The sequence below is a fragment of the Acinetobacter sp. YH12252 genome, from assembly GCF_013417365.1.
Lineage (GTDB): Bacteria > Pseudomonadota > Gammaproteobacteria > Pseudomonadales > Moraxellaceae > Acinetobacter > Acinetobacter towneri.
The window spans coordinates 1-21,726 of record NZ_VPEA01000018.1 but is presented as its reverse complement, the minus strand read 5'-3'; the positions used below and the strand labels follow the sequence as shown (position 1 = coordinate 21,726).

General features: G+C 38.4%; 20 protein-coding genes and 5 pseudogenes. 12 read left to right on the top strand and 13 right to left on the bottom strand.

The genetic code is table 11. The annotated features are described in order from the left end of the window. Window positions 1–148: 148 nt before the first annotated feature. The 4 genes and pseudogenes from FTV28_RS12350 to FTV28_RS12335 all read right to left on the bottom strand — a co-directional run. Window positions 149–760 (bottom strand): recombinase family protein, encoded by a 612-nt coding sequence (locus FTV28_RS12350; RefSeq protein ID WP_015060246.1) that lies wholly within the window; start codon window positions 758–760, stop codon window positions 149–151. 184 nt (window positions 761–944) lie between these two features. Beyond that, entirely contained in the window at window positions 945–1,259 is a 315-nt protein-coding gene (locus FTV28_RS12345; RefSeq protein ID WP_070155405.1) for a hypothetical protein, read from the bottom strand. 2 nt (window positions 1,260–1,261) lie between these two features. After that, a complete protein-coding gene (locus FTV28_RS12340) occupies window positions 1,262–1,675 on the bottom strand; it encodes a hypothetical protein (protein WP_179989130.1) in 414 nt (137 codons plus the stop codon). Between the two features lie 133 nt (window positions 1,676–1,808). Continuing rightward, a pseudogene (locus FTV28_RS12335) lies at window positions 1,809–1,946 on the bottom strand (transposase domain-containing protein); the annotation flags it as partial. Window positions 1,947–1,992: 46 nt separating this feature from the next. Here FTV28_RS12335 and FTV28_RS12330 point away from each other — a divergent pair. The 3 genes from FTV28_RS12330 to FTV28_RS12320 are packed head-to-tail and all read left to right on the top strand — an operon-like array spanning window position 1,993 to window position 2,964. Continuing rightward, entirely contained in the window at window positions 1,993–2,316 is a 324-nt protein-coding gene (locus FTV28_RS12330; protein ID WP_104505828.1) for a transcriptional regulator, read from the top strand. Then, window positions 2,297–2,611, top strand: coding sequence for a DNA-binding transcriptional regulator (locus FTV28_RS12325; RefSeq protein WP_104505827.1), 315 nt, complete (start codon window positions 2,297–2,299; stop codon window positions 2,609–2,611). The genes FTV28_RS12330 and FTV28_RS12325 overlap by 20 nt, the downstream gene beginning before the upstream one ends. A gap of 38 nt (window positions 2,612–2,649) precedes the next feature. After that, window positions 2,650–2,964, top strand: a complete 315-nt coding sequence (locus FTV28_RS12320) for a hypothetical protein (RefSeq protein WP_104505826.1) — start codon at window positions 2,650–2,652, stop codon at window positions 2,962–2,964. A gap of 489 nt (window positions 2,965–3,453) precedes the next feature. Here the strand turns inward: FTV28_RS12320 and FTV28_RS12315 are convergent, their stop codons facing one another. The 4 genes from FTV28_RS12315 to FTV28_RS12300 all read right to left on the bottom strand — a co-directional run bounded on the left by FTV28_RS12315 (window position 3,454) and on the right by FTV28_RS12300 (window position 8,132). Then, window positions 3,454–4,779 (bottom strand): ISNCY family transposase, encoded by a 1,326-nt coding sequence (locus FTV28_RS12315; RefSeq protein ID WP_096902756.1) that lies wholly within the window; start codon window positions 4,777–4,779, stop codon window positions 3,454–3,456. A 231-nt stretch (window positions 4,780–5,010) separates the two neighbouring features. Next, window positions 5,011–5,955 (bottom strand): copper resistance protein B, encoded by a 945-nt coding sequence (locus FTV28_RS12310; RefSeq protein ID WP_154320112.1) that lies wholly within the window; start codon window positions 5,953–5,955, stop codon window positions 5,011–5,013. After that, the gene (locus FTV28_RS12305) at window positions 5,942–6,280 is read right to left on the bottom strand and encodes a hypothetical protein (RefSeq protein WP_004897649.1); all 339 of its coding nucleotides are present in this window, start codon (window positions 6,278–6,280) and stop codon (window positions 5,942–5,944) included. The genes FTV28_RS12310 and FTV28_RS12305 overlap by 14 nt, the downstream gene beginning before the upstream one ends. Then, complete coding sequence (locus FTV28_RS12300) at window positions 6,267–8,132, bottom strand: copper resistance system multicopper oxidase (RefSeq protein WP_104988058.1); 1,866 nt, start codon at window positions 8,130–8,132, stop codon at window positions 6,267–6,269. The genes FTV28_RS12305 and FTV28_RS12300 overlap by 14 nt, the downstream gene beginning before the upstream one ends. Before the next feature lie 1,033 nt (window positions 8,133–9,165). On the opposite strand from FTV28_RS12300, the gene FTV28_RS12295 reads away from it, so the two are divergent. The 6 genes and pseudogenes from FTV28_RS12295 to FTV28_RS12270 form a co-directional block, all read left to right on the top strand. Beyond that, window positions 9,166–9,579, top strand: coding sequence for a cation efflux protein, CzcI-like (locus FTV28_RS12295; protein ID WP_225530251.1), 414 nt, complete (start codon window positions 9,166–9,168; stop codon window positions 9,577–9,579). A 48-nt stretch (window positions 9,580–9,627) separates the two neighbouring features. Then, the gene (locus FTV28_RS12290; RefSeq protein WP_035269736.1) at window positions 9,628–10,953 is read left to right on the top strand and encodes a TolC family protein; all 1,326 of its coding nucleotides are present in this window, start codon (window positions 9,628–9,630) and stop codon (window positions 10,951–10,953) included. Window position 10,954: 1 nt separating this feature from the next. Next, window positions 10,955–12,184 carry an efflux RND transporter periplasmic adaptor subunit gene (locus FTV28_RS12285; protein ID WP_016658777.1) on the top strand — a complete coding sequence of 410 codons (1,230 nt, stop codon included), beginning with the start codon at window positions 10,955–10,957 and terminating at the stop codon, window positions 12,182–12,184. After that, window positions 12,174–15,314 carry an efflux RND transporter permease subunit gene (locus FTV28_RS12280; protein ID WP_096902762.1) on the top strand — a complete coding sequence of 1,047 codons (3,141 nt, stop codon included), beginning with the start codon at window positions 12,174–12,176 and terminating at the stop codon, window positions 15,312–15,314. Before FTV28_RS12285 ends, FTV28_RS12280 begins: the two co-directional genes overlap by 11 nt. An 86-nt stretch (window positions 15,315–15,400) precedes the next feature. Continuing rightward, entirely contained in the window at window positions 15,401–16,300 is a 900-nt protein-coding gene (locus FTV28_RS12275; protein WP_005028603.1) for a cation diffusion facilitator family transporter, read from the top strand. Between the two features lie 183 nt (window positions 16,301–16,483). Beyond that, window positions 16,484–16,813: pseudogene (locus FTV28_RS12270) on the top strand (recombinase family protein); the annotation flags it as partial. 75 nt (window positions 16,814–16,888) lie between these two features. Here the strand turns inward: FTV28_RS12270 and FTV28_RS12265 are convergent. Beyond that, window positions 16,889–17,377: a GNAT family N-acetyltransferase gene (locus FTV28_RS12265; protein ID WP_004733307.1), complete on the bottom strand. Its 489-nt coding sequence runs from the start codon at window positions 17,375–17,377 to the stop codon at window positions 16,889–16,891. Beyond that, on the bottom strand, window positions 17,367–17,633 hold the full coding sequence (locus FTV28_RS12260; RefSeq protein WP_004733309.1) for a DUF1778 domain-containing protein: 267 nt from the start codon (window positions 17,631–17,633) through the stop codon (window positions 17,367–17,369). The genes FTV28_RS12265 and FTV28_RS12260 overlap by 11 nt, the downstream gene beginning before the upstream one ends. Before the next feature lie 185 nt (window positions 17,634–17,818). Here FTV28_RS12260 and FTV28_RS12255 point away from each other — a divergent pair. Further along, window positions 17,819–18,082 (top strand): annotated as a pseudogene (locus FTV28_RS12255) (helix-turn-helix domain-containing protein); the annotation flags it as partial. 253 nt (window positions 18,083–18,335) lie between these two features. On the opposite strand, the gene FTV28_RS12250 reads toward FTV28_RS12255, so the two are convergent. Then, a complete protein-coding gene (locus FTV28_RS12250) occupies window positions 18,336–19,904 on the bottom strand; it encodes an ATP-binding cassette domain-containing protein (protein ID WP_159124549.1) in 1,569 nt (522 codons plus the stop codon). 343 nt (window positions 19,905–20,247) lie between these two features. Here FTV28_RS12250 and FTV28_RS12245 point away from each other — a divergent pair, with 343 nt between their 5' ends. Together FTV28_RS12245 and FTV28_RS12240 are read left to right on the top strand one after the other, a co-directional pair. Then, entirely contained in the window at window positions 20,248–20,493 is a 246-nt protein-coding gene (locus tag FTV28_RS12245; protein WP_000246755.1) for a type II toxin-antitoxin system RelB/DinJ family antitoxin, read from the top strand. Beyond that, a pseudogene (locus tag FTV28_RS12240) lies at window positions 20,483–20,775 on the top strand (type II toxin-antitoxin system RelE/ParE family toxin). Before FTV28_RS12245 ends, FTV28_RS12240 begins: the two are co-directional and overlap by 11 nt. 127 nt (window positions 20,776–20,902) lie before the next feature. On the opposite strand, the gene FTV28_RS12235 reads toward FTV28_RS12240, so the two are convergent. Beyond that, window positions 20,903–21,232 (bottom strand): four-helix bundle copper-binding protein, encoded by a 330-nt coding sequence (locus FTV28_RS12235; protein ID WP_016658833.1) that lies wholly within the window; start codon window positions 21,230–21,232, stop codon window positions 20,903–20,905. 365 nt (window positions 21,233–21,597) lie between these two features. Further along, a pseudogene (locus FTV28_RS12230) lies at window positions 21,598–21,726 on the bottom strand (IS1 family transposase); the annotation flags it as partial.

The window sequence follows — 21,726 nt, the reverse complement described above, 5'->3', positions numbered from 1 at the left end:
TGGTTGGCTTTAATTAGTTTTTAGTATTCTTTATAGAAAATGCCTCGATCAAGGGGCATTTCTAACAATCATTTAACATAAAATTTCTTATGTGAAGTAACCTGAATGCAGCGGTGCCCCATTGGGGGCGCGTTGAGATAAGCCTCTTTTAGATAACTTTAGCAACTCGATAGACAGTTGCAACTCCACAATTCACTGCTTTGGCAATTTCTTCCTTAGTCATATTGCCAACTACTAGCAATTCTTTTATTCGTTTATGTTTAGCCTCATTTGCCTTCTTGCCTGTTGGTTTGTAACCCGAACGTGCCAGGCCCTGCTTAATACGTTCTATACGTTTCTCATTGTCTAGGCGGGCCATTGTTGCCAGAAGATCAATCAACATATTGTTGATGAGTTCCAAGATTGAATGAGTAATGCTGTCACTGGTTTGAATCATTTGGTAGGTAGTAGGAAGATCTGCTACGACTAAACGAAGTCCCTTCTCCTGGATCCTGCGCTTCAGCTCTTGAAAATCTCGTTGGGTTAGGCGTGATAAGCGGTCAATACTTTCAACTAACAATGTGTCACCTTGATTTGCTTCTGACAGTAGCTTATTCAATTCAGGTCGGTCTAACTTCGTACCACTATAGTTTTCCACGTACACAATGGTTTCACCCAAATTCAAGTTTTGGTTTAGATCCTGAAGAATCTGCAAAGCCCTTTCTGCATCTTGATCTTTAGTTGAAGCTCGTAGATAAATACGTGTATTCATTTCTATCATTTAATCTTAATTCTATTAGATTAATGATAATACTATCATTTAATTATTGCATTAAGTCTAATGATAGATATTGTATGCGATTTGGCTCGCTATCATTCAGGTATACTCTTTTGATAAAAAAAGCATAACTAAAAGCCATGCCTTGGGAATTCGTATAACGTGTATTATGTTAATTTTAGAAGATCTATACAATTCTGTACTTTTTCACAATCATAGAAAAAGCAAATAAAATACTTATCCAAAATAAATAATCAATAAAAAAATTGAGAAAAACAAATTGATCCATGCCGATGAAAATAAATAAAGGATTGATACTTATACTTCCGACTGGAGAGGTTTCACCATCTATAAGGAACTGGAGAGGAAATCCCCCAGCTATGACTTTAACTTTTTCAAGCTTATCTACAACTATGCGAGCAACTAATATATTTTTTTGATAAAGCAAAGATACGTAAGTCAAAATAATCGCTAAAAAATTAAAATATAATATTTTTTTCATAACTATTCTTTATCTTTTAAGTTAATTAAAAACAGCCAATAACATAAGCCAGGAAATAGAGCCAGAAAGCTAGCCCATGTATTGGTATACATCTTCCACCAATCTTCAGCAATCTTTCCAGTATGCCCCCATCCTAAAAGAATAAAAAATGGAGTAGCAATAATTAGAGAGGTAATACAGATGGTTAATAAATTAAGTCTGTTATAACGATTTAAAAGAATTGAGAATATGTAGCTAAAAGGCACAGTCAAAATACAATAAGCCAAGTAAATAAGACCGTGTCCTACAAGAACTACGAAAATCGAGTATAGGCTGTATTCGTGATTCACTGCGATAAACAGGACTGTTGTTAAAAAAAGTAAAGGTAAAGGAGCAAGTAAGAGTGCTTTTACTATTTGTTCATTTGAGTATTTCACTAATTTAATTCTCTTATCTACTCAATAAATAATAATACTATAACGATTTTATTGGAGGTTTTTTGATTCTATTTAACATAATGGTGGTTATACGAATTGAACGTAAGCGTCCGCTGAACCCCATGCCTATTTTTTAATTCGGTTCAGGTTTCCAGCGGTGTGGTAGCAATTCTTCAATCTGAGTCACTTTATGTGTCGGCAACCTTTTCAGCACATCACTTAAATAGGCATTTAATCCTGAGAACTAAGAATTATCATTTAAAAATACCACAAAGTAGTATAAAATAAACTACTACAAGGTAGTATGAATGCAATCAATGTATACAATATGTGAGACTCCATTATTTACTAAATACTGTCTTGTTTATTGGACTCAGGAAGAATATGAGGAATTCAAAACATTCTTAGCATTAAATCCTGAAGCAGGAGATGTAGAGCCTAATGCAGGTGGTATTCGTAAGATTAGATGGACTAGCGGTGGTAGAGGTAAAAGTGGTGGTGTCAGAGTCATCTACTTTAATCGTTTAGCAAATGGAGAGATTTGGTTATTAACCTTGTACAGTAAAAAGCAAACTGTACAGCTTAGTAAGAAGACTCTTCAAGCATTAGTGGAGAAACTAAATGACTCGTTTAATGACTGAAAAAGAACTTGAGGCTTTTGAAGCAACTAGGGATATTGAAGCTGAAATATTACAAGGCATCGACGATATGCTTACTAGTAATGCAGCGAAAAGAACCGTAATCACTGAGACAGATGTAGCGTTAGCTCGTAGAAAGGCTCAACTAACACAAGATCAGTTTGCTAAGATTCTTGGCGTATCAAGACGTACTCTTGAATCATGGGAACAAGGTGCGAGAAGACCATCAGGAGCAGCAACATCCCTTATTCGATTATTTATTGTTGATCCAAAATTTGTAAAAGAGAGTCTGGCTTAATTTAGACAGCTCTCTACTATATTTATTTAAGGTTTTTTATGAAGCACTTAGGATTTGTGGGAAAAAGTACTGAATATTTAGGGTATACCCATATTGAAATTATCAATAGCTCATTACGCTTATCTTTCAATATTCCATCAACAAAAGATCTAGAAGAAACCTTTAAAAAGATAGTCGAAAATAACTATGATTTACTCATGGAAACATCAGCAGAAATCGAGTTCGAATTAGAAAGTGAAACGCTAGCAAAGATAGAAACCATCATAAAAGAAAAAGGGATTGAACTTGATGAGTTTGTTCAAAATGCGCTGATTAAACTTATCAACCAAAATGAATTGGCTAAGACTGATTAGACCTTAAATGCAGACAATAAAAAACCCCAGCATCCTGCCGGGGTTTCTCATATTGGGTTGCTAGGTATGACTCCTGTCTTACCTCACGCTCCTGGTGCGATCTTTCTTATTCTTGTTGTTTGGAACTTCCTGTTCCTGATGAGTTCATCATAGGAAAATTCCACTGTTCCTGGTAGCCGCAAAGAGCCGAGATTGTTGTGCGCCAGGGCGTACAAAATAGCCTAAATTTTATCCACAGCCATTGGGGATAGTTTCGGATCCTGAAAGCCGATGAAATGGGCACTGATTGCCAAATTGATCGTTTTTTAATCAAATTTACTGGCAAAATATTACAGATCTGCTTAAAAACTCACCAACTTATTACAAAAGCCGATTTTTTGCTTTTTCTTAGTCATGGCTAAATTTTCAAGTGATTGATATTTATATTAATATACAAGTGTTGTTATTCCCAAGTAGAAATGTCCTACCTAATAACCAAATAGAAATGTCCTATATGGACATTTCCAAGTCAAGCACAGGATTTAGATTTCGTTGTTCAATCGCTGTTTTCTGTGCACGTCTGCTTGGCATCTTTTGAGAACGATTACGTTTGTTTTGCTGTTCCAGTTCTTCATGCTGTTGTTGGATATGATTCAGAACAGCACTCAACCGTTTATTCTCAACAATCTCTCGCTGATTCAGCTGACTTAATTTATCGAAGAGGCTGTAATTGATCTTTCGGCCATCATGCATGAGGGCTACAGTACCATCCGGGTATTCCAGGAACTCAAGATACTTACCGATCAACCTTTGATTTTCTTCGGTGTTTTCCAGGAGATATACGCATTTATCATAAGTAATCGTCAGGCTATTGGTGACTCTGCGGGGTTCACGCCAAGTAAAAATATCATCTAATTCTTCGGCTGTTTCAGTGATAGGCCGATGTAGATTCTTAGGATTAAAAGCCATCTTGGCGAACTTCTGATTGAACTGCTCAATGAAGCAGGGTAGCCAGGCATTAGCTTGCTCAATCGAACAGATGCCTTCCAAGCGCATTTCTTTGATCAGACGGTCCTGAAGCGTTCTATTCGCCCGTTCTACACGGCCTTTGGCCTGTGGTGAATTGGCGAAGATGATATCGATATTGAGGGTGCTGAGTACACGTCCAAACTGGGTAATCTTGGTGTCTTTCTTGCTGCTTTGATTCACTCTAAAGACTGAATGTTTGTCGCTGTAAAACGCTAAAGGCTTACCGTGCTGTTCGACATATAAACGTGTTGAAATCATATAGTCAAAGGTTGATTCTGATTCACAGAAGCGTAAATGCTGCAATTTTCCTGTCGCATCATCGATAAACACCAGCAAACAGCACTTAGCAGCGCGTCCTTCAAACCAGTCATGGTGTGAGCCATCAATTTGGATCAGTTCACCAAAGCAATCCCGGTTGTAACGAGGCTGATACGGGCGTTTCAGGCGCTTGGCGCGAGGAATCCACAGATCTGCTGCAATCATCCAGGAACGCAGTGTTTCAACTGAAATATCAAAGCCATGAACGGTGGTGAGCTTTTCATGCGCTAAAGTGGGTCCGAAACCATGGAATTGTTCAGCGACCAGATTGAGGCACTTGAGTCTGAGCTCTTCAGGAAGCCTGGAATTGCTGATTTGGCCACGTGCAGCATGGGCTAATGCAGTTGGACCTTGAGTTTTGTATTTTTGCAATAAACGTCTGATCTGACGTTCTGAAATATGAAGTAGCTGAGCAGCCTGGGGCTGGGTTATGCGTTGATCACAGATTTCTTGCAAGACCGACAATCGTTTAAGTTCTTTATCCGACATAGACACCAACATATCAAACCGTCCGCTAAGAAAATTGCAACAGCGCATATTCTAAAAGCGGACATTTTTACTTTGGAGAAACCGGACATTTCTATTTTGGAGTTACAAGTGTACTTCGTATAATATCCATTATGTTAAATGGAAGGAAGCAAAATAAGTTAACATTTTGCTTCCGGCCACATTAAGCTAGAGTTTTATTTAAATAAAGCTATTTAGTAATCATTAAATTAATTAAAATCTAAATCTAACACCAGCTCCATATAACCAACCTTTCTCAGAGTTTGATTCTATTTGCCACGACGTTTCATCATTACCTTTTGAATACTCATAGGCAATGTCGATATAAGGCATGATCTTTTTACTGATTTCATAGCGAGTTTCAAACCCTGCGGTTGCACTGCTTAAACCAGTTTTTTTCGCATATTTAGAGTCATCACTAAAGATAGCATCCAACTCTAAATAAGGTTGAATAATCAACTTTTGCGTAATCAGAAAATCACGTTCCGTTTCTAGGCTAAAGCCCGCATAATTGTCTTCTCCCGCATAGAGATAAGCATCAGTTTCAAAGAAATATGGCGCCATACCATGTAAGCCAATCACCGCATCAACATTTTCTTCGGTGTCTTTGCGATGATCATTGAGTTCAACTTTTTCACTACGATAACGTGCACCAATCTGTGCATCCCAAAAGTCTGAAATCATACGGCTATATAAAAGTTTGGCATCATAATGTGCATCATGCGATTCTTCTTTATCGGCATGAATTTTAATAAAAAGCTTATTTTCATCTGTGCCAATACGGGTTTCAAACTCTGACTTTAAATCACCTGTGCCATCTTCATTGACAAGCCACTTATTGTCCACTGTCGTAATCGCATAAATTTGCGCACCGTGTTCTGAGCGATGATCATAATGCGAACTCTGCTGAGCATTCGCATCTGGTACATGATGTAAATGATTAACCGTAGATGTTGCCTGATGTTGTGCCTGATTCATTTGGCTATGGTTCATTTGAGAGCGATCCATTTGCATCGGCTGATTTTGACTAGAAGATGTAGCAACTGTCATTTTTTCAGGCGCACTATGATCTTCACCATTATGTGCCAAACTCACTGCACTGACCATCAACAAAGAGCTTGCTAAAACAGTTTTAGAAAAAAGATTAATGGTGCGCATGTTGATCTCCTTTCTGTACTTTTTGATCTTGCTGTTTCTCTGTTGATTTGTGATGCATTGGCTGATGACCTGCATGTTGATGGTTCATCGGTGCTGAATGTGCAGCATGATTCATTTTCCCCATCATCTGCATGTGTTGTGCATGCTCTTGTGGAGAATGCTGTGAATGATCCATCTCAGACATCGCTTGATGATTCATTGATGGTACATTTTTTCCATCAGTCTGAGCAGTTGAATGATGCCCTTCGTGCGCCAAACTTAAGCTTGTTAAACTCAATACCGCAACAGAAAAAAACGCTTTAAATACAAAATTAGTGATGTGCATGTCCAGCTCCTTTTTGCTCAGTTACTTGGTGAGTTTGAGTCGAATTTGTACCTTGAATTGGCGTTGTAGACACTTGTTCATCGCTAACATTTGCCACGATCAACTTGTTCATCATTCCTGCACTCATGTGATACAACAAATGACAATGGATTGCCCATTCGCCCAACTCATCCGCAGTTAATAAAGCAGTGACTGTTTTACCCGGTGGTACAATCAATGTGTGTTTATTCGGCATATCTACCGACTCTTGACCATTCTCCAACTGCATAAACATGCCATGTAAATGCATGGGGTGCGCCATCATACTGTCATTAATAAATTTGATACGGATACGCTCGCCATACTTCACTTTTAATGGCTCAGCATCGCTGAATTTTTTACCGTTAATCGTCCAAATATAACGCTCCATAGTACCGCCCAAACGCACTACTAATTCACTGCTAGCTTCACGAGTATCTTTTTGCGGTTCTAAAGATTTTAAATCACTATATTGCAAGGCTTTATTGCCCGCAGGTGTAGATGCATTTGCCCAACCATAAACCACTTGATCATTTTCTTGTGGTTTTGCTGTGCCATGCTGTGAATGATCCATTTTCGAGTGATCCATGCCTTGCATATCGCCATGGTTCATTTTTGAATGATCCATTTTCGAGTGATCCATGCCTTGCATATCGCCATGGTTCATTTTTGAATGATCCATTTTCGAGTGATCCATGCCTTGCATATTGCCGTGGTTCATTTTCGAATGATCCATTCCTGCATGATCACCACCACCATGTCCCATATCTTCCATGGTCAAAAGTGAGCGTGGACGTGGTGCAGGCATATGAATGCCATGTGTCATAGGATTTAGTTCATTGTGCAGTGTACCAATCGCATAGCCTGAACGGTCAATTGACTCAGCTTCAATTTGATAATGTCCGCCTTTTGGCTCCACAATCACATCATAAGTTTCAGCTGTGCCAATACGAAACTCATCCACAGCAACAGGTTTTACAGGCTGACCATCAGCACTGACCACAGTCATTTTCAAGTTAGGAATACGGACATCGTAGAAAGACATCGCAGATGCATTCACAAAACGTAGGCGAATTTTTTCATTCGGTTTAAACATTCCTGTCCAATTTTGTTCAGGTGTTTTGCCATTAATGAGGAAGGTATAACCTGTAACATCCGACATGTCGGTTTTTAGCATACGCATCTGATTCCACATTTTGCGGTCAGACCATGTCGCTTTTATGCCATCACGTTTAACCTGCTTCCAAACATCACCCAAGGTTTCACGCTGATCTTGATAATATTCAGCTGAAATTTTAAGATCTTTCTGAATTTGATCACTGGTTTTTTCATGAAAATCTGACAACATCACCACATAGTCACGTTCAGCTTTTTCATGTGCTGCCAATGGTGTTTTACCTTTTGGATAAATCACAAAAGAACCATATAAGCCGTCCTGTTCCTGTCCTTTAGAATGAGCGTGATACCAATAAGTCCCGCTTTGGCGAATCTTGAATTTATAAACATACTCGCTTTGAGGCTTAATACCGTTAAAACCATTAAATCCCGGTACACCATCCATAATGCCCGGCAACAACAGTCCGTGCCAATGAATAGAAGAATCTTGGTTTTTTAAATTATTTTTCACGCGAATGATGGCTTCATCACCCTCTTCAAACTCAAGCAAAGGCGCAGGAAATTGACCATTTACGGTAATGCGCTTTACAGGCTTTCCAGTTGGGCTGACCACTGCTTCATCAATAACAAGCTGATATTCACGCACTTCGGCAAAAACCAAAGGCGACGATGCAAAACAAATACCTGCTAATAGGTACGAACTAATTTTATGAGACATAACTTAACCTTAATTTTTGAAAAATAAATAAATTTTAAAAAAAATGGTTAAGTTTTAGGAGGACGTGAAATTTCTTGCCAATACCCATTTAGATATTGGTTGGGGTAATAAAAATTAGGCTGATCTATAGAATAGAAGGTATCTAGGGGATCTAGCGAGCTTTGCAAAGAATGAAGACATGAGATCTGTGTCTGGCAGGATAAGCTAGAACATTCCTGACACTTTTTGTGATCTATATTCTGATTAAGAGCTAAATGATTATGGCAATCGGTATTCGTCTGTACTTCGTGATTAATACCATGTTGAGTGACTTGCTGTGCTTGATCTAAACAATGATCTTGGCTCATTTCAGTTTGCATATTGATATGCATTATCTTTACTGATGCAACAGACACACTACTCCATCCTATGGCAAAAACCATAAGAAAACAAAACCAAAGTTTTTTGGAGAGATGAGTCAACACGAATGCTATCTAGGAATAGAATTTAATCCAAAATATCTTAACGGAATTTCAAATATTTACAACCCAATATAATTTAGTAGTTTCTCTAAAATTAACATAATACACGTTATGCGAAATTAGAAAAATGAGTTTATTGCACTGATATTTATCTGTTTTTTAAATTTTAGACCTGGGTTGGTGCCCAGGTTTTTTTATTGCGTATAACAGCCATGATGTTAAATAGTTCTCTTTTTAGATAAATATTCATGTTTTCAATACATGCTAATTAGAGATTTTGAACTCAAGCAATTCTATAAAATTTTAACTTATGTGTACCTCTACTTTTAACTTCGGTTATTTATGGGAGGATTACCGGTGGCCTAACTTAAATAAAAAGTCTCCGACAAACCCGGTACGGTTCACTATCTATTGTTATTCTTACCTGAAATTGATGTGAGCTTATAGAGACAAGGTAAATTTGCAAAAGTGCCGGCTATTCAGTGTTCATTGAATGTTTAATTTAATTTATTAAGCTTGACCTTGGAGTGGCTCTAAGCCTTATACTTGGTACAAATTTTTCGATTGTTATGATGATGCGTTCTACTACATGGATTACAGTCTTGGTTGGATTGTTCATGTTCCAAAGCTTTTGGAATGTGGCGGCGGCCTTTTGTGTCCATGAACAACAGCCTCAATCACAGCAGAGTTATCATTTTGGTCATCACCAAAATACCTTGTGTGCCAGCGATAGTCGTCAACACGATCATAATGGACAGTCAGAAAACATAAAAACATTCAGTAGCGATTTAGAAATCGGTGAAGATCATCAAGATCATCTACCATCGATGACGCATTTGATTGTACAAAATGAAAAAGTAGATGTGTTTCATCCAAGCTCTGAAGTTAAAGTGAATCCACAATTTCATTGGAAAAACAGCTATCAGGCTCCTGACCTGTTTCAACAAAGCCCACCTCCCGAATTTTCCCCGCTCATGGTGGGGTAGCCTAAAACATTCCCACCACTTTTATTATTTAAATAAGTGGGAAAAATCATGTCTTCACAATCAATTATACTCTTGCGTCATAGCTTGGTTGCTTGTATATGTGCAGCGGCTATGCAATATAGCTATGCTGAAAACGTTACCAGCTTTGAATCCGCTTTAGCAAAAGTACAAAGTTACCAGACTCAAGACAAGCTGTGGCAACAAGTTCAGCAAATATCTGAATTGAATATTCAGCAAAGTCGGTTATGGCAGAATCCAAGTATAAGTTTAGAACAGTCTGGCTTTGGCTCAGGTCAAGAACAGGAATTCAATGTTGGCGTTAGTCAACCTCTAGATCTATTTGGTCAGCGTAAGCTGAACCGGGTGATTGCCAATACCTCGAATCAACAAATCCAATTGCAACAGCAATTATGGAAGGCACAAAGCCAACTGATTGTTAAATTTGCATGGTCGCAATTTGCACTTGCTGAGGTTGAGCAGTCTGCTTATTCAGTACAGTTAAAAACAAGTAAAGCCAATCTGGACAGTGCCCAGAAACGCTATCAGGCAGGCAGTATTGCCCTGGTTGATTTTGAGCGTACCCAAATTGAAGCGCTAGAAATCCAACGACTTTATCAGCAAGCGATGCTGAATAAACAAGCTGCCGGTCGTCAGCTGTCTAATTTGTGGGGGGGAGAAACATCTTCACATCTTCAATTGAATAAAACCGCTATCCCTTGGCCAGAGCAAAGTCTCCAAACTGTGCAACGGTATATTGCTGAAGGGTGGCTAGAAAAATTCTATGCCTTGAACATTCAGCAATCGGATCATCAAATTGAAAATTTAAGAATTCAGGCACGTCCCAATCCGACTTTAAATGTAGGCATGAAACGTAGCAAAACCCCTAATGAAAGCAACGATACGACTTTGGCAATCGGCGTGGCTATTCCACTGAATATTTTCAACCGCCAGCAATATGCGATCCCGATGGTCCAGCAACAGCAAATATTGCTGAACCAACAGCAGCAGCGTGAGCTGAAGCAACAAATACTCAATATTGCCAACAGCATGCATCAGCTCAAAGGTTTACGTAGCCAGTTCGATGCCACAACAGCACAAGTTACTTTGGCGACCAAAGTTCAGAGCCGTACTTTACAAGGGTTTCAGGCAGGGAAACTGTCCATTACCGACGTTCAACAAGCAACCACCCAACTGCAGAATCTTCGATTGGGTCAATTACAAATTCTACGTCAAGCTTGGCAAACTGCCCTCGCAGCTGAGGCACTCAGTATTGGCACAAGTTATGAAGAAATTAGCCGTTCGGATGCCTATACACAACTGAATAAAAAGGCAGTCGAAGCATCGCAAAATTTAATCAATGGGGGAGCACGATAAAATGAACGCCAAGCAAAACGGAAAAATATCCCAGTCTCTCATGATTGCAATTTTGATTCTGATTACGGTCTTGGTCAGTCTGGTTATTTGGTTAAGTTCAAAAAAAACTGAATCTGAGGGGCATGGTCATGATGAGGGAAATGCCGAACATTCTGATGAAGATAGTTCTGAAGAAGGACATGCTGAAGAAGGCGAAATACAACTGACCAGCCAACAAATGGTTGAACAAGGTTTAAAAGTTGCTGTTGCATCCACAGGATTGGTTGAAAAGCTGACAACCCTGCCAGGTAAATTGGTGGTGAATACCGATCAACAAGCGCATATATCGCCTAATTTTAGTGGTCATGTCGAGCAGGTCAATGTGGCTTTAGGACAGAGCGTGCAAAAAGGACAAACGCTGGCTGTACTAATCGTGCCTGAACTGATCGACCAACAGGCAAATCTGCGTATGGCACAGGTGAATCTGGATTTGGCCCGTAAAGATTACCAGCGCGAACAGCAACTCTGGTCACAGGGGATTTCTGCCAAACAGGATTACCAGCGTGCCGAAAATGCCTACCGTCAAGCGCAGATTACTGTCCAGTCCTCACAAGCACGTTTAAATGCATTAGGTGCAAGTGGCAATAACAATGGGCGTTTTCTGATTAAAGCACCGATCTCTGGGGTGATCAGTCAAAAAGATATTGTGGTCGGTGAAAATGTGCAACTGGCTAATCAGCTCTTTGTCATTGAACAGCTGAAAGATTTATGGCTTGAGTTTAATTTGCCGAATCAATTCTCAGGTCAACTGCAAGCCGGGCAAAAAATTGACTTTAAAGTGAATGATTCAGATCAAATCTATAAAGCTACTGTACAAAGCTTAACCTCTCAGGCAGATGTACAAACAGGGCGTCTGGTGGTGCGCGCAAAACTCGATGCGCAAGCTACTGAGTTGCGTTCTAATGTGCTAGTGAGAGTGTTGATTCCGGAAGCTACAGCAAAATCAGCCCTTCGGATTCAAAAGTCTGCGCTGCAAAGTATTGAAGGTGAAGACAGTATTTTCATCGTAGATTCAGAACAAAAAGGTCAAGTCCACTTAAAAGCACAGAAAGTGCAATTGGGGCAGGCTTCAAGTGATGGACAATGGCTTGAAGTGATTTCTGGGCTGACTGAAGGGCAGAAGTATATCGCTCAAGGCAGTTTCTTGTTGAAATCTGAATTAGAAAAAGACGAGGCAGGCCATGAACATTAATTCTGATCTGCCAAAACCAGAAGGTTTATTCGAACGAATCATTCAGTTTTCCATACAAAATGCGATTTGGGTGTTGCTCTTTGTCTGTACCTGGATTGCGGTCGGGGTGTATAGCTATCAGAAACTCCCGATTGATGCTGTACCCGATATTACCAATACCCAAGTCCAGATTAATACTCAAGCCAAGGGTTTTACTGCGCTTGAAGTCGAACAGCGGATTACCTATCCCATTGAAAATGCCATGGCTGGCATTCCGGATCTGGAGCTTACCCGTTCCATATCCCGTTATGGACTCTCTCAAGTCACCATTGTCTTTAAAGATGGGACTGATATTTATTGGGCCCGTCAGCAGATTAACCAACGGATACAGGAGGCGCAATCTGAGTTGCCTGCACAAATCGCACCGACGATGTCCCCCGTTTCTACGGGTCTCGGTGAGATTTATCAATGGGTACTGAAGGCAGATCCGAATGCGAAAAAGCCGGATGGAACTGCATACACGCCGATGGATTTGCGTGAGATTCAGGACTGGATTGTGCGTCCTCAACTGCAACGTGTTAAGGGAGTTGCAGAGGTCAACAGTATTGGTGGTTTTGAAAAAACCTATGTGGTCTCTCCCGATTTAAACCGGATGCAGCAACTGAATATCTCATTAGAACAACTGCAACAGGCTTTAGCGCAAAATAATGAGAACCGAGGTGCAGGTTATATTGAAGACAATGGTCAGCAACTGACGGTACGTGTACCGGGTACATTCAATGGGCTTTCTGATATTGAGAACACCATGCTGGGTAGCCCAAATGGCAGCCCAATTCGGGTTGGTGATATTGCGCAAGTCTCTATTGGGCATGATTTAAGAACCGGTGGGGCAACCTATAACGGCAAAGAAACCGTTTTAGGGATTGCCATGATGGCGATGGGTGGAAATAGCCGGACTGTTTCTAAAGCTGTGGATGCCAAGCTTCAAGATATTCAGAATAGTTTGCCTAAAGGGGTAGTGATTGAAACGGTGTACGACCGTACTACCTTGGTTGAGAAGGCGATTAAAACCGTTCAGAAAAACTTGGTAGAGGGAGCAATCCTGGTCATCATCATTCTGTTCCTGTTTTTAGGGAATATCCGTGCTGCCTTGATTACTGCCTGTGTCATTCCACTCTCTATGCTGTTTACCTTAACCGGGATGGCACAGAAAAATATCAGTGCCAATCTGATGAGTTTAGGTGCACTCGATTTCGGCATCATTGTCGATGGTGCTGTGGTGATTGTCGAAAACTGTATCCGGCGTTTAGCCCATACACAGCAACTGTTAAAACGACCTCTCACACAAAGTGAACGCTTTAAGGAAGTTTTTCTGGCTGCCCGCCAAGCACGTCGTCCTCTTATTTTTGGTCAGCTTATTATTTTGGTGGTGTATTTGCCGATTTTTGCTTTAAGTGGTGTAGAAGCAAAACTATTTCATCCGATGGCTTTAACCGTTGTTCTCGCACTGGTGGCAGCTATTATTTTATCGATCACCTTTGTGCCCGCTGCAGTTGCTTTATGGGTTAAAGGGGAGATCAAAGAAACGGAAAGCCGTTGGATGATCTGGCTCAAAACCCGATATCAACAGATATTGGATGGAGCCTATCATTACAAAGCGGTGGTTTTAACTTTTGCCATTTGTCTCTTGGTCATTACGGGTCTGCTCAGCACGAAGATTGGCAGTGAGTTTGCACCCCAGCTGAGTGAAGGTGATTTTGCGGTACAGCAATTACGTTCTCCAAGCACAGGCTTGGAAGAGTCTTTACGTATTCAGGAAAATACCGAAAAGCTTTTACTGAAAAACTTTCCCGAAATTAAAGCTATATTTGCCCGTACCGGGACTGCTGAAGTGGCGACAGATGTGATGCCACCGAATATTTCCGATGGTTATATCATGCTGAAACCACGTGAGGAATGGCCAGATTCAAAAGAAAGCCTAGATGCACTTCGAACCCGAATGGAAGCTTATCTTGCGACAATTCCCGGCAATAACAGTGAGTTTTCTCAGCCTATTGAGCTACGTTTTAATGAACTGATTTCAGGTATACGCAGTGATGTGGGGGTGAAGGTTTTTGGTGATGACATGCAGGTTTTGAATACTGAGGCTGCAAAAATCGCGAAAATCATTCAGCAAGTCGCAGGTAGCAGTGCGGTGAAAGTTGAACAAACTTCGGGTCTGCCTTTACTCAATGTAGAGATTGATAAAGCTTTAGCTGCCCAGTATGGCTTGAGTGTGAAATCTATTCAGGATGTGGTGGCTGCAAGTATTGGTGGACAAAGCGTGGGAGAGATTTTAGAAGGCGATCGTCGTTTTGATTTTGTTATCCGTCTTGGAGAGCAAGACCGTAGTGTCGCATCTGTTTCCCAGTTACCTATTCAGCTTCCAAATGGTGGCAGTATTTTATTGTCGGATGTCGCGCAAGTCTCGACCATTGAAGGAATCAACCAAGTCAGTCGAGAAAATGGTAAACGCCGAGTTGTGGTTACAACGAATGTTGAAGGGCGTGATTTAGGGTCTTTTGTTTCTGATGTACAGACACAGCTCAAAGCATACACTTTGCCAAGTGGTTATTGGATAGAATATGGCGGTCAGTTTGAAAATTTGGCTTCAGCCAAAGCACGGATGCAAATCGTGATTCCACTGGCTTTAATCACTATCTTTATTTTACTGATGGCGGTCTTTCACAATGTCAAAGAAAGTCTATTGGTCTTTACCGGGGTACCCTTTGCCTTGACCGGTGGTGTGCTGTTCCTTTGGCTAAGGGATATTCCATTATCGATGTCAGCTGGAATTGGCTTTATTGCCTTATCTGGTGTTGCAGTCCTCAATGGACTGGTAATGCTGACCTTTATTAAGGAATTAAGGGACAAATATCCAGTGCATAAAGCCGTGTGGCAAGGGGCTATTTTGCGCTTAAGACCAGTGTTGATGACAGCTTGTGTGGCTTCACTGGGTTTTGTACCAATGGCGCTGGCAACCGGAACAGGGGCTGAGGTTCAACGGCCACTGGCAACCGTAGTGATTGGCGGGATTATCTCTTCAACATTACTAACTTTGGTGCTGTTACCCGTGCTTTATCGTTGGATAAATGAAAAGAAAGTTTCTTAATCCAATAGATTAGTCGATTTACAGCAGAGATATTGGCTGTTATCCAATATCTCTGCTCATCATAAATAGAATAAGGAAAATATTTTATGTCAGAACATCATGATCATAGCCATGCGGTTGTTACTGAAGAAAATAGTAAGAAGTTAATGGTTGCCTTAGGTTTAACGACTACTTTTTTAATAGTAGAAGTTGTCGCTGCTTTTATTACCCAAAGTTTGGCTTTGTTATCTGATGCAGCTCATATGTTTACTGATGTAGCCGCTTTAGCTATTGCTCTTGCCGCTATCAAAATTGGTAAAAAAGCCGCAGATGATAAAAGAACTTTTGGCTATCAGCGATTTGAAATTTTAGCGGCTCTGTTTAATGCGGTGATGCTTTTTGTGGTAGCAATATATATTGTATATGAAGCTTATCAACGTTTTACGAATCCTGCTGAAATTCAAAGTGTTGGAATGATGATTGTCGCGGTCATTGGTTTGGTCATAAATTTGATTTCAATGAAAATCCTTTCTGCTAGTGCTGAAGGAAGTCTAAATATAAAAGGTGCATATTTAGAAGTTCTTAGTGATGCTCTAGGATCGATAGGCGTGATTATCGGAGGAATAGTTATTTATTTTACCCAGTGGATGTGGGTTGATACCGTAATCGCTGTGTTAATTGGCTTCTGGGTCTTACCTCGAACTTGGATTTTATTAAAACAAAGTATTCATATTCTGCTTGAAGGAGTTCCTGATGAGATTGATATTGAGTCGTTAAGAAATGATTTATTGAAGCTAGAGGGCGTTGAAGGGATTCATCAGTTGAAAGTCTGGGCTATATCCTCAAGAAATATTCATTTAACTGCTCATTTGGTTGCTCCGAATAGCAATACAGATCAACTCTATCAAAAGGCCTTAGAAGTTCTAAAACATAATCATAATATTACTGAAATTACGTTACAAATAGAAAATACGAAATGTAATACATTGAACCAACATAAACACTAATTTGGACTTTAGTCTTCATATAGATGTTTTGTGTAACTTTAAAGTATACCCTAAAGTTACACTGTGAAAGCTGTAAAATACATGTCTCATTTAAATGAAATTCATACATACGTTACATGTAACTTTTAAGATTAAGATTCATTAGTTACAATAAGCAGAAATAGTCATCTAGTAGATAACAATATGAAAGGTCATAAAGTTGGATATGTCAGAGTCAGCTCTATTGACCAAAATATTGGACGCCAACTTGAGGGAATTGAAGTAGACCGATTATTTGTCGATAAAGCTTCAGGAAAAAATACAGCCCGTCCTAAATTTCAGGAAATGCTCAGCTATGTCCGTGAAGGTGACATGATTGTTGTGCACTCTATGGATCGCTTCGCTAGGAGTCTTAAAGATTTAGTGACTGAGGTTGATCAGCTTGTAAAAAGGGGAGTGGCTATTCAGTTTGTGAAAGAGAATATTACATTTACGGCTCAGGCCACCCCGATGGATAATTTGATGTTGCAACTTGCAGATTATTGGATAAATCAGCCACTAATTCCTGTAAGCAGTTTACCAGTCACTCCTATTGCTAGTAGACCACTTTCAATTGAAACTAGGTATTTCACTCACTGGGTATATTAATGTTAATGGATTTGATGTTAATGAAATAAAGCCGAAACGCTGATAAAACTCCATCGCTTTTTTATCTTTAGCATGTATTACAACAAAATTAACACCAATAATTTGAGCAACTGTTGAAACTTGTTTAAGAGCATGGGCTAAAAGCACTTTCCCAATTCCTCGCCCCTGAACGGTTTGATCAACGGCAAAGCGACCTACAACTACACAAGGGAGCGGATAACGAGGTAATCGTTTAGTAAGCACAGTATCAACTACATCAAATCCTATGGATGTGCTGGATAAACAATAAAACCCTCTCACTTGTAGATCATCATCAATAGCAACATACGTTTTACTTGTTCCTGATTTCTGATGTTGGGATGCATACTGTTTTATGAATTTATTTAAATCATCTTGCCCGCAATTAAATGATTTTTTCTGATGATGGGCTTGTAAAACCTCAATTTTCATCTAATAAACTCATTAATTTTTTCATCTCATCATTTGCAGGGCGTGGGTTCTCAAGTATGTTCATTAACATATCTCGATCAGCATTATTTACTTTTAACTCATAATTAGATTTAAGTAATTCTTTTGCTCTTTCAAATGAGGATTGAAGCATAAAGGAACTTACACTGAGTCCCAATAAATTCGCAGCTTGTTCAATTACATTTTTTGCATCTACTGTTGAACGAATATTAATTCGTTCCGTTGCTAAGTTAGTCATATCCCACCCAACAAGTACATCAATTTGATGTACAAATTATAGCAGATTAAGATTGTGCTTCAAGATTCAAATTTGGATATTTTGTTTTGAATTATTTGAATAGAAAATCAATGGCCTACTACTATCCAAAATGAGTGGCAGGATTTGAATAAGAATAACTGGTAGGTTTACATAAGAATACTCAGCAACTTATGGGGGCTTTTGCCCAATTTGAACGAGAGATTATTTTAGAGCGCCAAAAAGAAGGGATTAAGATTGCAGCGGCTCAAGGTAAATATAAAGGTCGAGTCCATAAGTTAAATCAAGAGCAGGCTGAAGCTTTACGACACGCCTGGAAAGAAGGGAAATATCCATCGAAAGTCGATTTAGCTAAAGCTTTTGGTATTAGCAGACAGGCTGTCTATCGCTATTTGAAAAATGAAAATGTCATCGATAGACTTTATATTTGAAGCAACAGAAGACCTAAAGGGCTTTACTGGTATCCATTGATTGTTCAGCAACATTAAATAAAACCGTGGAACATTGATCAAAGAATAGGCGTGGAACGTGAACAATCATAAAAAAAGCCCATTCGAGGGTGAGTGGGCTATAAAACTGAAATCAACACATTGAATTATAACACAATTTAAAAAGTATTGCGTATAAGGTGTATTATGTTAATTTTAGTAGAACTAATAAATCTATATATTTGAAAATGTCATTTTACTCAATTAAATACTCTTCAGATATTTCACACTGTTCAACAAAAAAATGATCATGTGAAACTAAAATTACAGCGCCCTGATATTGGCTAATAGCCTGCGATAGAAGCTCTCTAGACTCAATATCTAAATGATTTTCTGGTTCATCAAGCAATAATAAATCAATACCATCAGGATAGTGACTCATTGCTAATAATGCGACTTTCAATTTTTCACCACCACTCAGTTCTGATAGTTTTAATAAAGCTTTTTCACGACGAATACGTAACTGACCTAACAAATTTCTCCACTCAACTTCAGTAAGATTGGAGTTATAAAGTGCAAGGTTTTCGATTACGGATAAATCATTATTTAATAAACTAAAGTTTTGATCTAAATACAAACATGTTCCACTAAAGAAAATATCATCACGTTGATGGGTAGAAATCAATTTCAATAAGGTTGATTTACCAATTCCATTAGCACCTTTAAGATGGATTTTTTCGCCAGCTTTCAATGCAAAATTAATTTTATTTGTTGCTGTATGGGGTAGCTTTAAATCATGAATTCTTAAAATCTCTCCTTGCTTCGTACTCTGTAAGTGGAATTCAAACTTCTGAGCTTTGATTTTTTCTACAATGGTCTGCCTATTAATCAGACTATTTTTCAAATCATCAGTTTGTCGAGTTTGTTGGGCACGTAGCTTACCTAAGCTTTGTCCAGCATTTTCCTTTTTGAAATCTAGAAAAATCTTTGCTTGAGAATTAGAATCACGAAGTTCATTGCCTTTAGATTGACGTTTATTCGCTTTCATTAAGCTATCATGTTGCCGTTGTTTTAACTGCTTTAATTCTTTTTTCTCATTATTAATAGACTGAGTTAATGCATCCATGTGTAGCTGATGCTGTTGAATGTAATGCTCATAATTACCTTTGTAGTGTTGTAAGCCTAATTCAGTTAAAGCATAAATATGTTGGACTTGATTGAGTAATTGGCGATCATGACTAATCAGGCATACACCACTAGGGTGTGCCAAAATACTCTCAATTAACCATTGTCTAGATGTTGAGTCTAAATGGTTGCTTGGTTCATCTAAAAGTAGATAGTGATCCTTTTTTAAAAACAAACGACATAAAGCCAGCTTTGTTTTTTGTCCTTCACTCAGTTTTTCTGTTGGAAAGTTCAAATCCGTAGGTAAGTCAGCATTTTCAAGTATATTTTGCCATTTTTGTGGTAAATCCCAGGTATTTTCAACTAACTCATAATCATCAAAACTAGCTGTATTGTTCTCTATACGCCGAAAAGCATGATGTAAATGATCTACCTCTAATGCTTGTGCAATATTTTCAGCATTAAGGCGTTCTAATTGTGCCAAATAATCATGTTGGATATTCCATGAAACTTGACCACTATAATGAATATCTAAAGCTTGGCTTTGATCTAATATTCTGAACAATAGGGATTTACCTAAACCATTACGTCCAATTAATGCAGAAACCTGTCCTGATAAAAGCGTAATGTTTAGCTGATCAAACATTTTCTGTGTAGAAAATTCTAAATTTAAGTTTGAAGCAATACATGCATGTTGCATAAAAAATTCCTCATGTAGAGGATATGCAAAATAGTGAAGATTAACTTATAAAAAACAATATATTATTTAGGATATAAAGTAGAGACCAAGAATATATAGCCACAAGTAGAATCTATTTTGCACATCAAAAGTTTAAAAATAATGATGAGAAAATGACTTACTTCATTGGCGTTACTCTTGGGAGGATGATTTGAATAAGGTTATTTTATAATGATAAGACAATCTGTCAAGCTTGTACTAAAGCTTCTAAAAGTTATTTAACATAATGGCTGTTATGCGAAGTCGACTTGTAATGCAATTTGCATTACAATATTCCTAGTACATTAAATACTTGGGAAATATGATGGCTACTGTTAACTTCAGGATCGATGAAGCCCTTAAAGAAAAATCTTATTCAATCCTTAAAGAGCAAGGTATTGCACCTACTGATTTCTTCACTAGTATTCTTGAGTATGTTGCTACGACTGGGAAACTGCCTGTCAAAAAAGCTTTGCTTTCGGAAGAAGATGAAGAATTATTAGCTCTTGTCCGTAAGCGCATTAATGATCCTAAAGAGATGTTTGAGGAAGTCACATTAGATGACTTATAAGCTTTTACGTCACAAGGACTTTACAGCAGAATGGGAAAACTCCCTGTTGCTATACGAGATCAATTTAAAAAGAAACTAGCCAAAGTCATAGAGCAGCCACATATTCCAAAGAATATGCTTAGAGGCGATCTTGCAGGTTGCTATAAAATCAAATTATTAAAAGCTGGTGTCCGACTTGTCTATCAAGTTAAAGATGATCAGGTAGTTATCCTGCTCATTACCGTCGGAAAACGAGCTGATAGCATAGTTTATGACGAAGCGAAAAAGCGAATTAAAGACTAAAAATGGGAGCTTAAAGCTCCCATTTTTGGCTTCGTATAAGGTGTATTATGTTAATTTTAGGAAAGGCTCTAGACTAGCAGAATGATTATGTTAGTCTAGAGCATATAATTAACATTATTGAAGTATTTTACATGGCAATTTTTCGACATTCTTCTGCACACTGACGGCAAGCCTCAGCACATTTTTTACAATGATCATGTGAATGTTTTTCACACTCTTCCGCACAATATTCACAGATCTTAGCACAAAGCTCACAAATCTCTTTGAGGAAAGGTGAGTTATGTTGTTGCATACGCACACATAACTGACAAATATCTGCACATTCTAGACAACGTTGAATACATTCACGCATCATCTCTAAATCTTTTTCTTTTAAACAAGAAGTTGCACATTCAGTACAAATAAGTGAACAGTTTGTACATGCAGAAATACACTTTGAAAATTCCGTATTAATCATTTTTTACTCTCAACTTATATAATCAAAGAAATAATTAAAACATAATTTTTTTCTACTAATTATTTTAAATTATTAGTAAATGTAATACATAATGTTAATTTATATGAATAATGTTAATTTTAACTAAATCTTATTTATATTCCAAATTATTAAAAAACAGTTTTTAATTAGGATAGATGATCAAGTATCAAAAGCAGCTATTCTTAAAATAACTGCAATAATTTTATCACTTTAAAAATAGATTTTCCCTCTATTTAACATAATGGCTGTTATACGAAACGAGAGTGTTAGAACCCATTTAAAGTGTCTATATTCTCACCAATAAAAATGTCCGGTTTCTCCGAGGTAAAATATGACTTTTGAACAAAAATAAGCCATTGTTTATTCTTTTTATTTCCAACAAAATTCCAGAACTCATCTACTTCGAGAGATTCATAATGACTTTGCTGAGGCTGAATTTCATAGGTTGATTCAGTTAAAGTACGTAAAACTTT

What these genes read in the sequence shown, in the direction of transcription:
- FTV28_RS12350 (WP_015060246.1), bottom strand. Translation starts at nt 760, where the DNA reads ATGATAGAAATGAATACACGTATTTATCTACGAGCTTCAACTAAAGAT.
- FTV28_RS12345 (WP_070155405.1), bottom strand. Translation starts at nt 1,259, where the DNA reads ATGAAAAAAATATTATATTTTAATTTTTTAGCGATTATTTTGACTTAC.
- FTV28_RS12330 (WP_104505828.1), top strand. Translation starts at nt 1,993, where the DNA reads ATGTATACAATATGTGAGACTCCATTATTTACTAAATACTGTCTTGTT.
- FTV28_RS12325 (WP_104505827.1), top strand. Translation starts at nt 2,297, where the DNA reads ATGACTCGTTTAATGACTGAAAAAGAACTTGAGGCTTTTGAAGCAACT.
- FTV28_RS12320 (WP_104505826.1), top strand. Translation starts at nt 2,650, where the DNA reads ATGAAGCACTTAGGATTTGTGGGAAAAAGTACTGAATATTTAGGGTAT.
- FTV28_RS12315 (WP_096902756.1), bottom strand. Translation starts at nt 4,779, where the DNA reads ATGTCGGATAAAGAACTTAAACGATTGTCGGTCTTGCAAGAAATCTGT.
- FTV28_RS12310 (WP_154320112.1), bottom strand. Translation starts at nt 5,955, where the DNA reads ATGCGCACCATTAATCTTTTTTCTAAAACTGTTTTAGCAAGCTCTTTG.
- FTV28_RS12305 (WP_004897649.1), bottom strand. Translation starts at nt 6,280, where the DNA reads ATGCACATCACTAATTTTGTATTTAAAGCGTTTTTTTCTGTTGCGGTA.
- FTV28_RS12300 (WP_104988058.1), bottom strand. Translation starts at nt 8,132, where the DNA reads ATGTCTCATAAAATTAGTTCGTACCTATTAGCAGGTATTTGTTTTGCA.
- FTV28_RS12295 (WP_225530251.1), top strand. Translation starts at nt 9,166, where the DNA reads ATGATGCGTTCTACTACATGGATTACAGTCTTGGTTGGATTGTTCATG.
- FTV28_RS12290 (WP_035269736.1), top strand. Translation starts at nt 9,628, where the DNA reads ATGTCTTCACAATCAATTATACTCTTGCGTCATAGCTTGGTTGCTTGT.
- FTV28_RS12285 (WP_016658777.1), top strand. Translation starts at nt 10,955, where the DNA reads ATGAACGCCAAGCAAAACGGAAAAATATCCCAGTCTCTCATGATTGCA.
- FTV28_RS12280 (WP_096902762.1), top strand. Translation starts at nt 12,174, where the DNA reads ATGAACATTAATTCTGATCTGCCAAAACCAGAAGGTTTATTCGAACGA.
- FTV28_RS12275 (WP_005028603.1), top strand. Translation starts at nt 15,401, where the DNA reads ATGTCAGAACATCATGATCATAGCCATGCGGTTGTTACTGAAGAAAAT.
- FTV28_RS12265 (WP_004733307.1), bottom strand. Translation starts at nt 17,377, where the DNA reads ATGAAAATTGAGGTTTTACAAGCCCATCATCAGAAAAAATCATTTAAT.
- FTV28_RS12260 (WP_004733309.1), bottom strand. Translation starts at nt 17,633, where the DNA reads ATGACTAACTTAGCAACGGAACGAATTAATATTCGTTCAACAGTAGAT.
- FTV28_RS12250 (WP_159124549.1), bottom strand. Translation starts at nt 19,904, where the DNA reads ATGCAACATGCATGTATTGCTTCAAACTTAAATTTAGAATTTTCTACA.
- FTV28_RS12245 (WP_000246755.1), top strand. Translation starts at nt 20,248, where the DNA reads ATGGCTACTGTTAACTTCAGGATCGATGAAGCCCTTAAAGAAAAATCT.
- FTV28_RS12235 (WP_016658833.1), bottom strand. Translation starts at nt 21,232, where the DNA reads ATGATTAATACGGAATTTTCAAAGTGTATTTCTGCATGTACAAACTGT.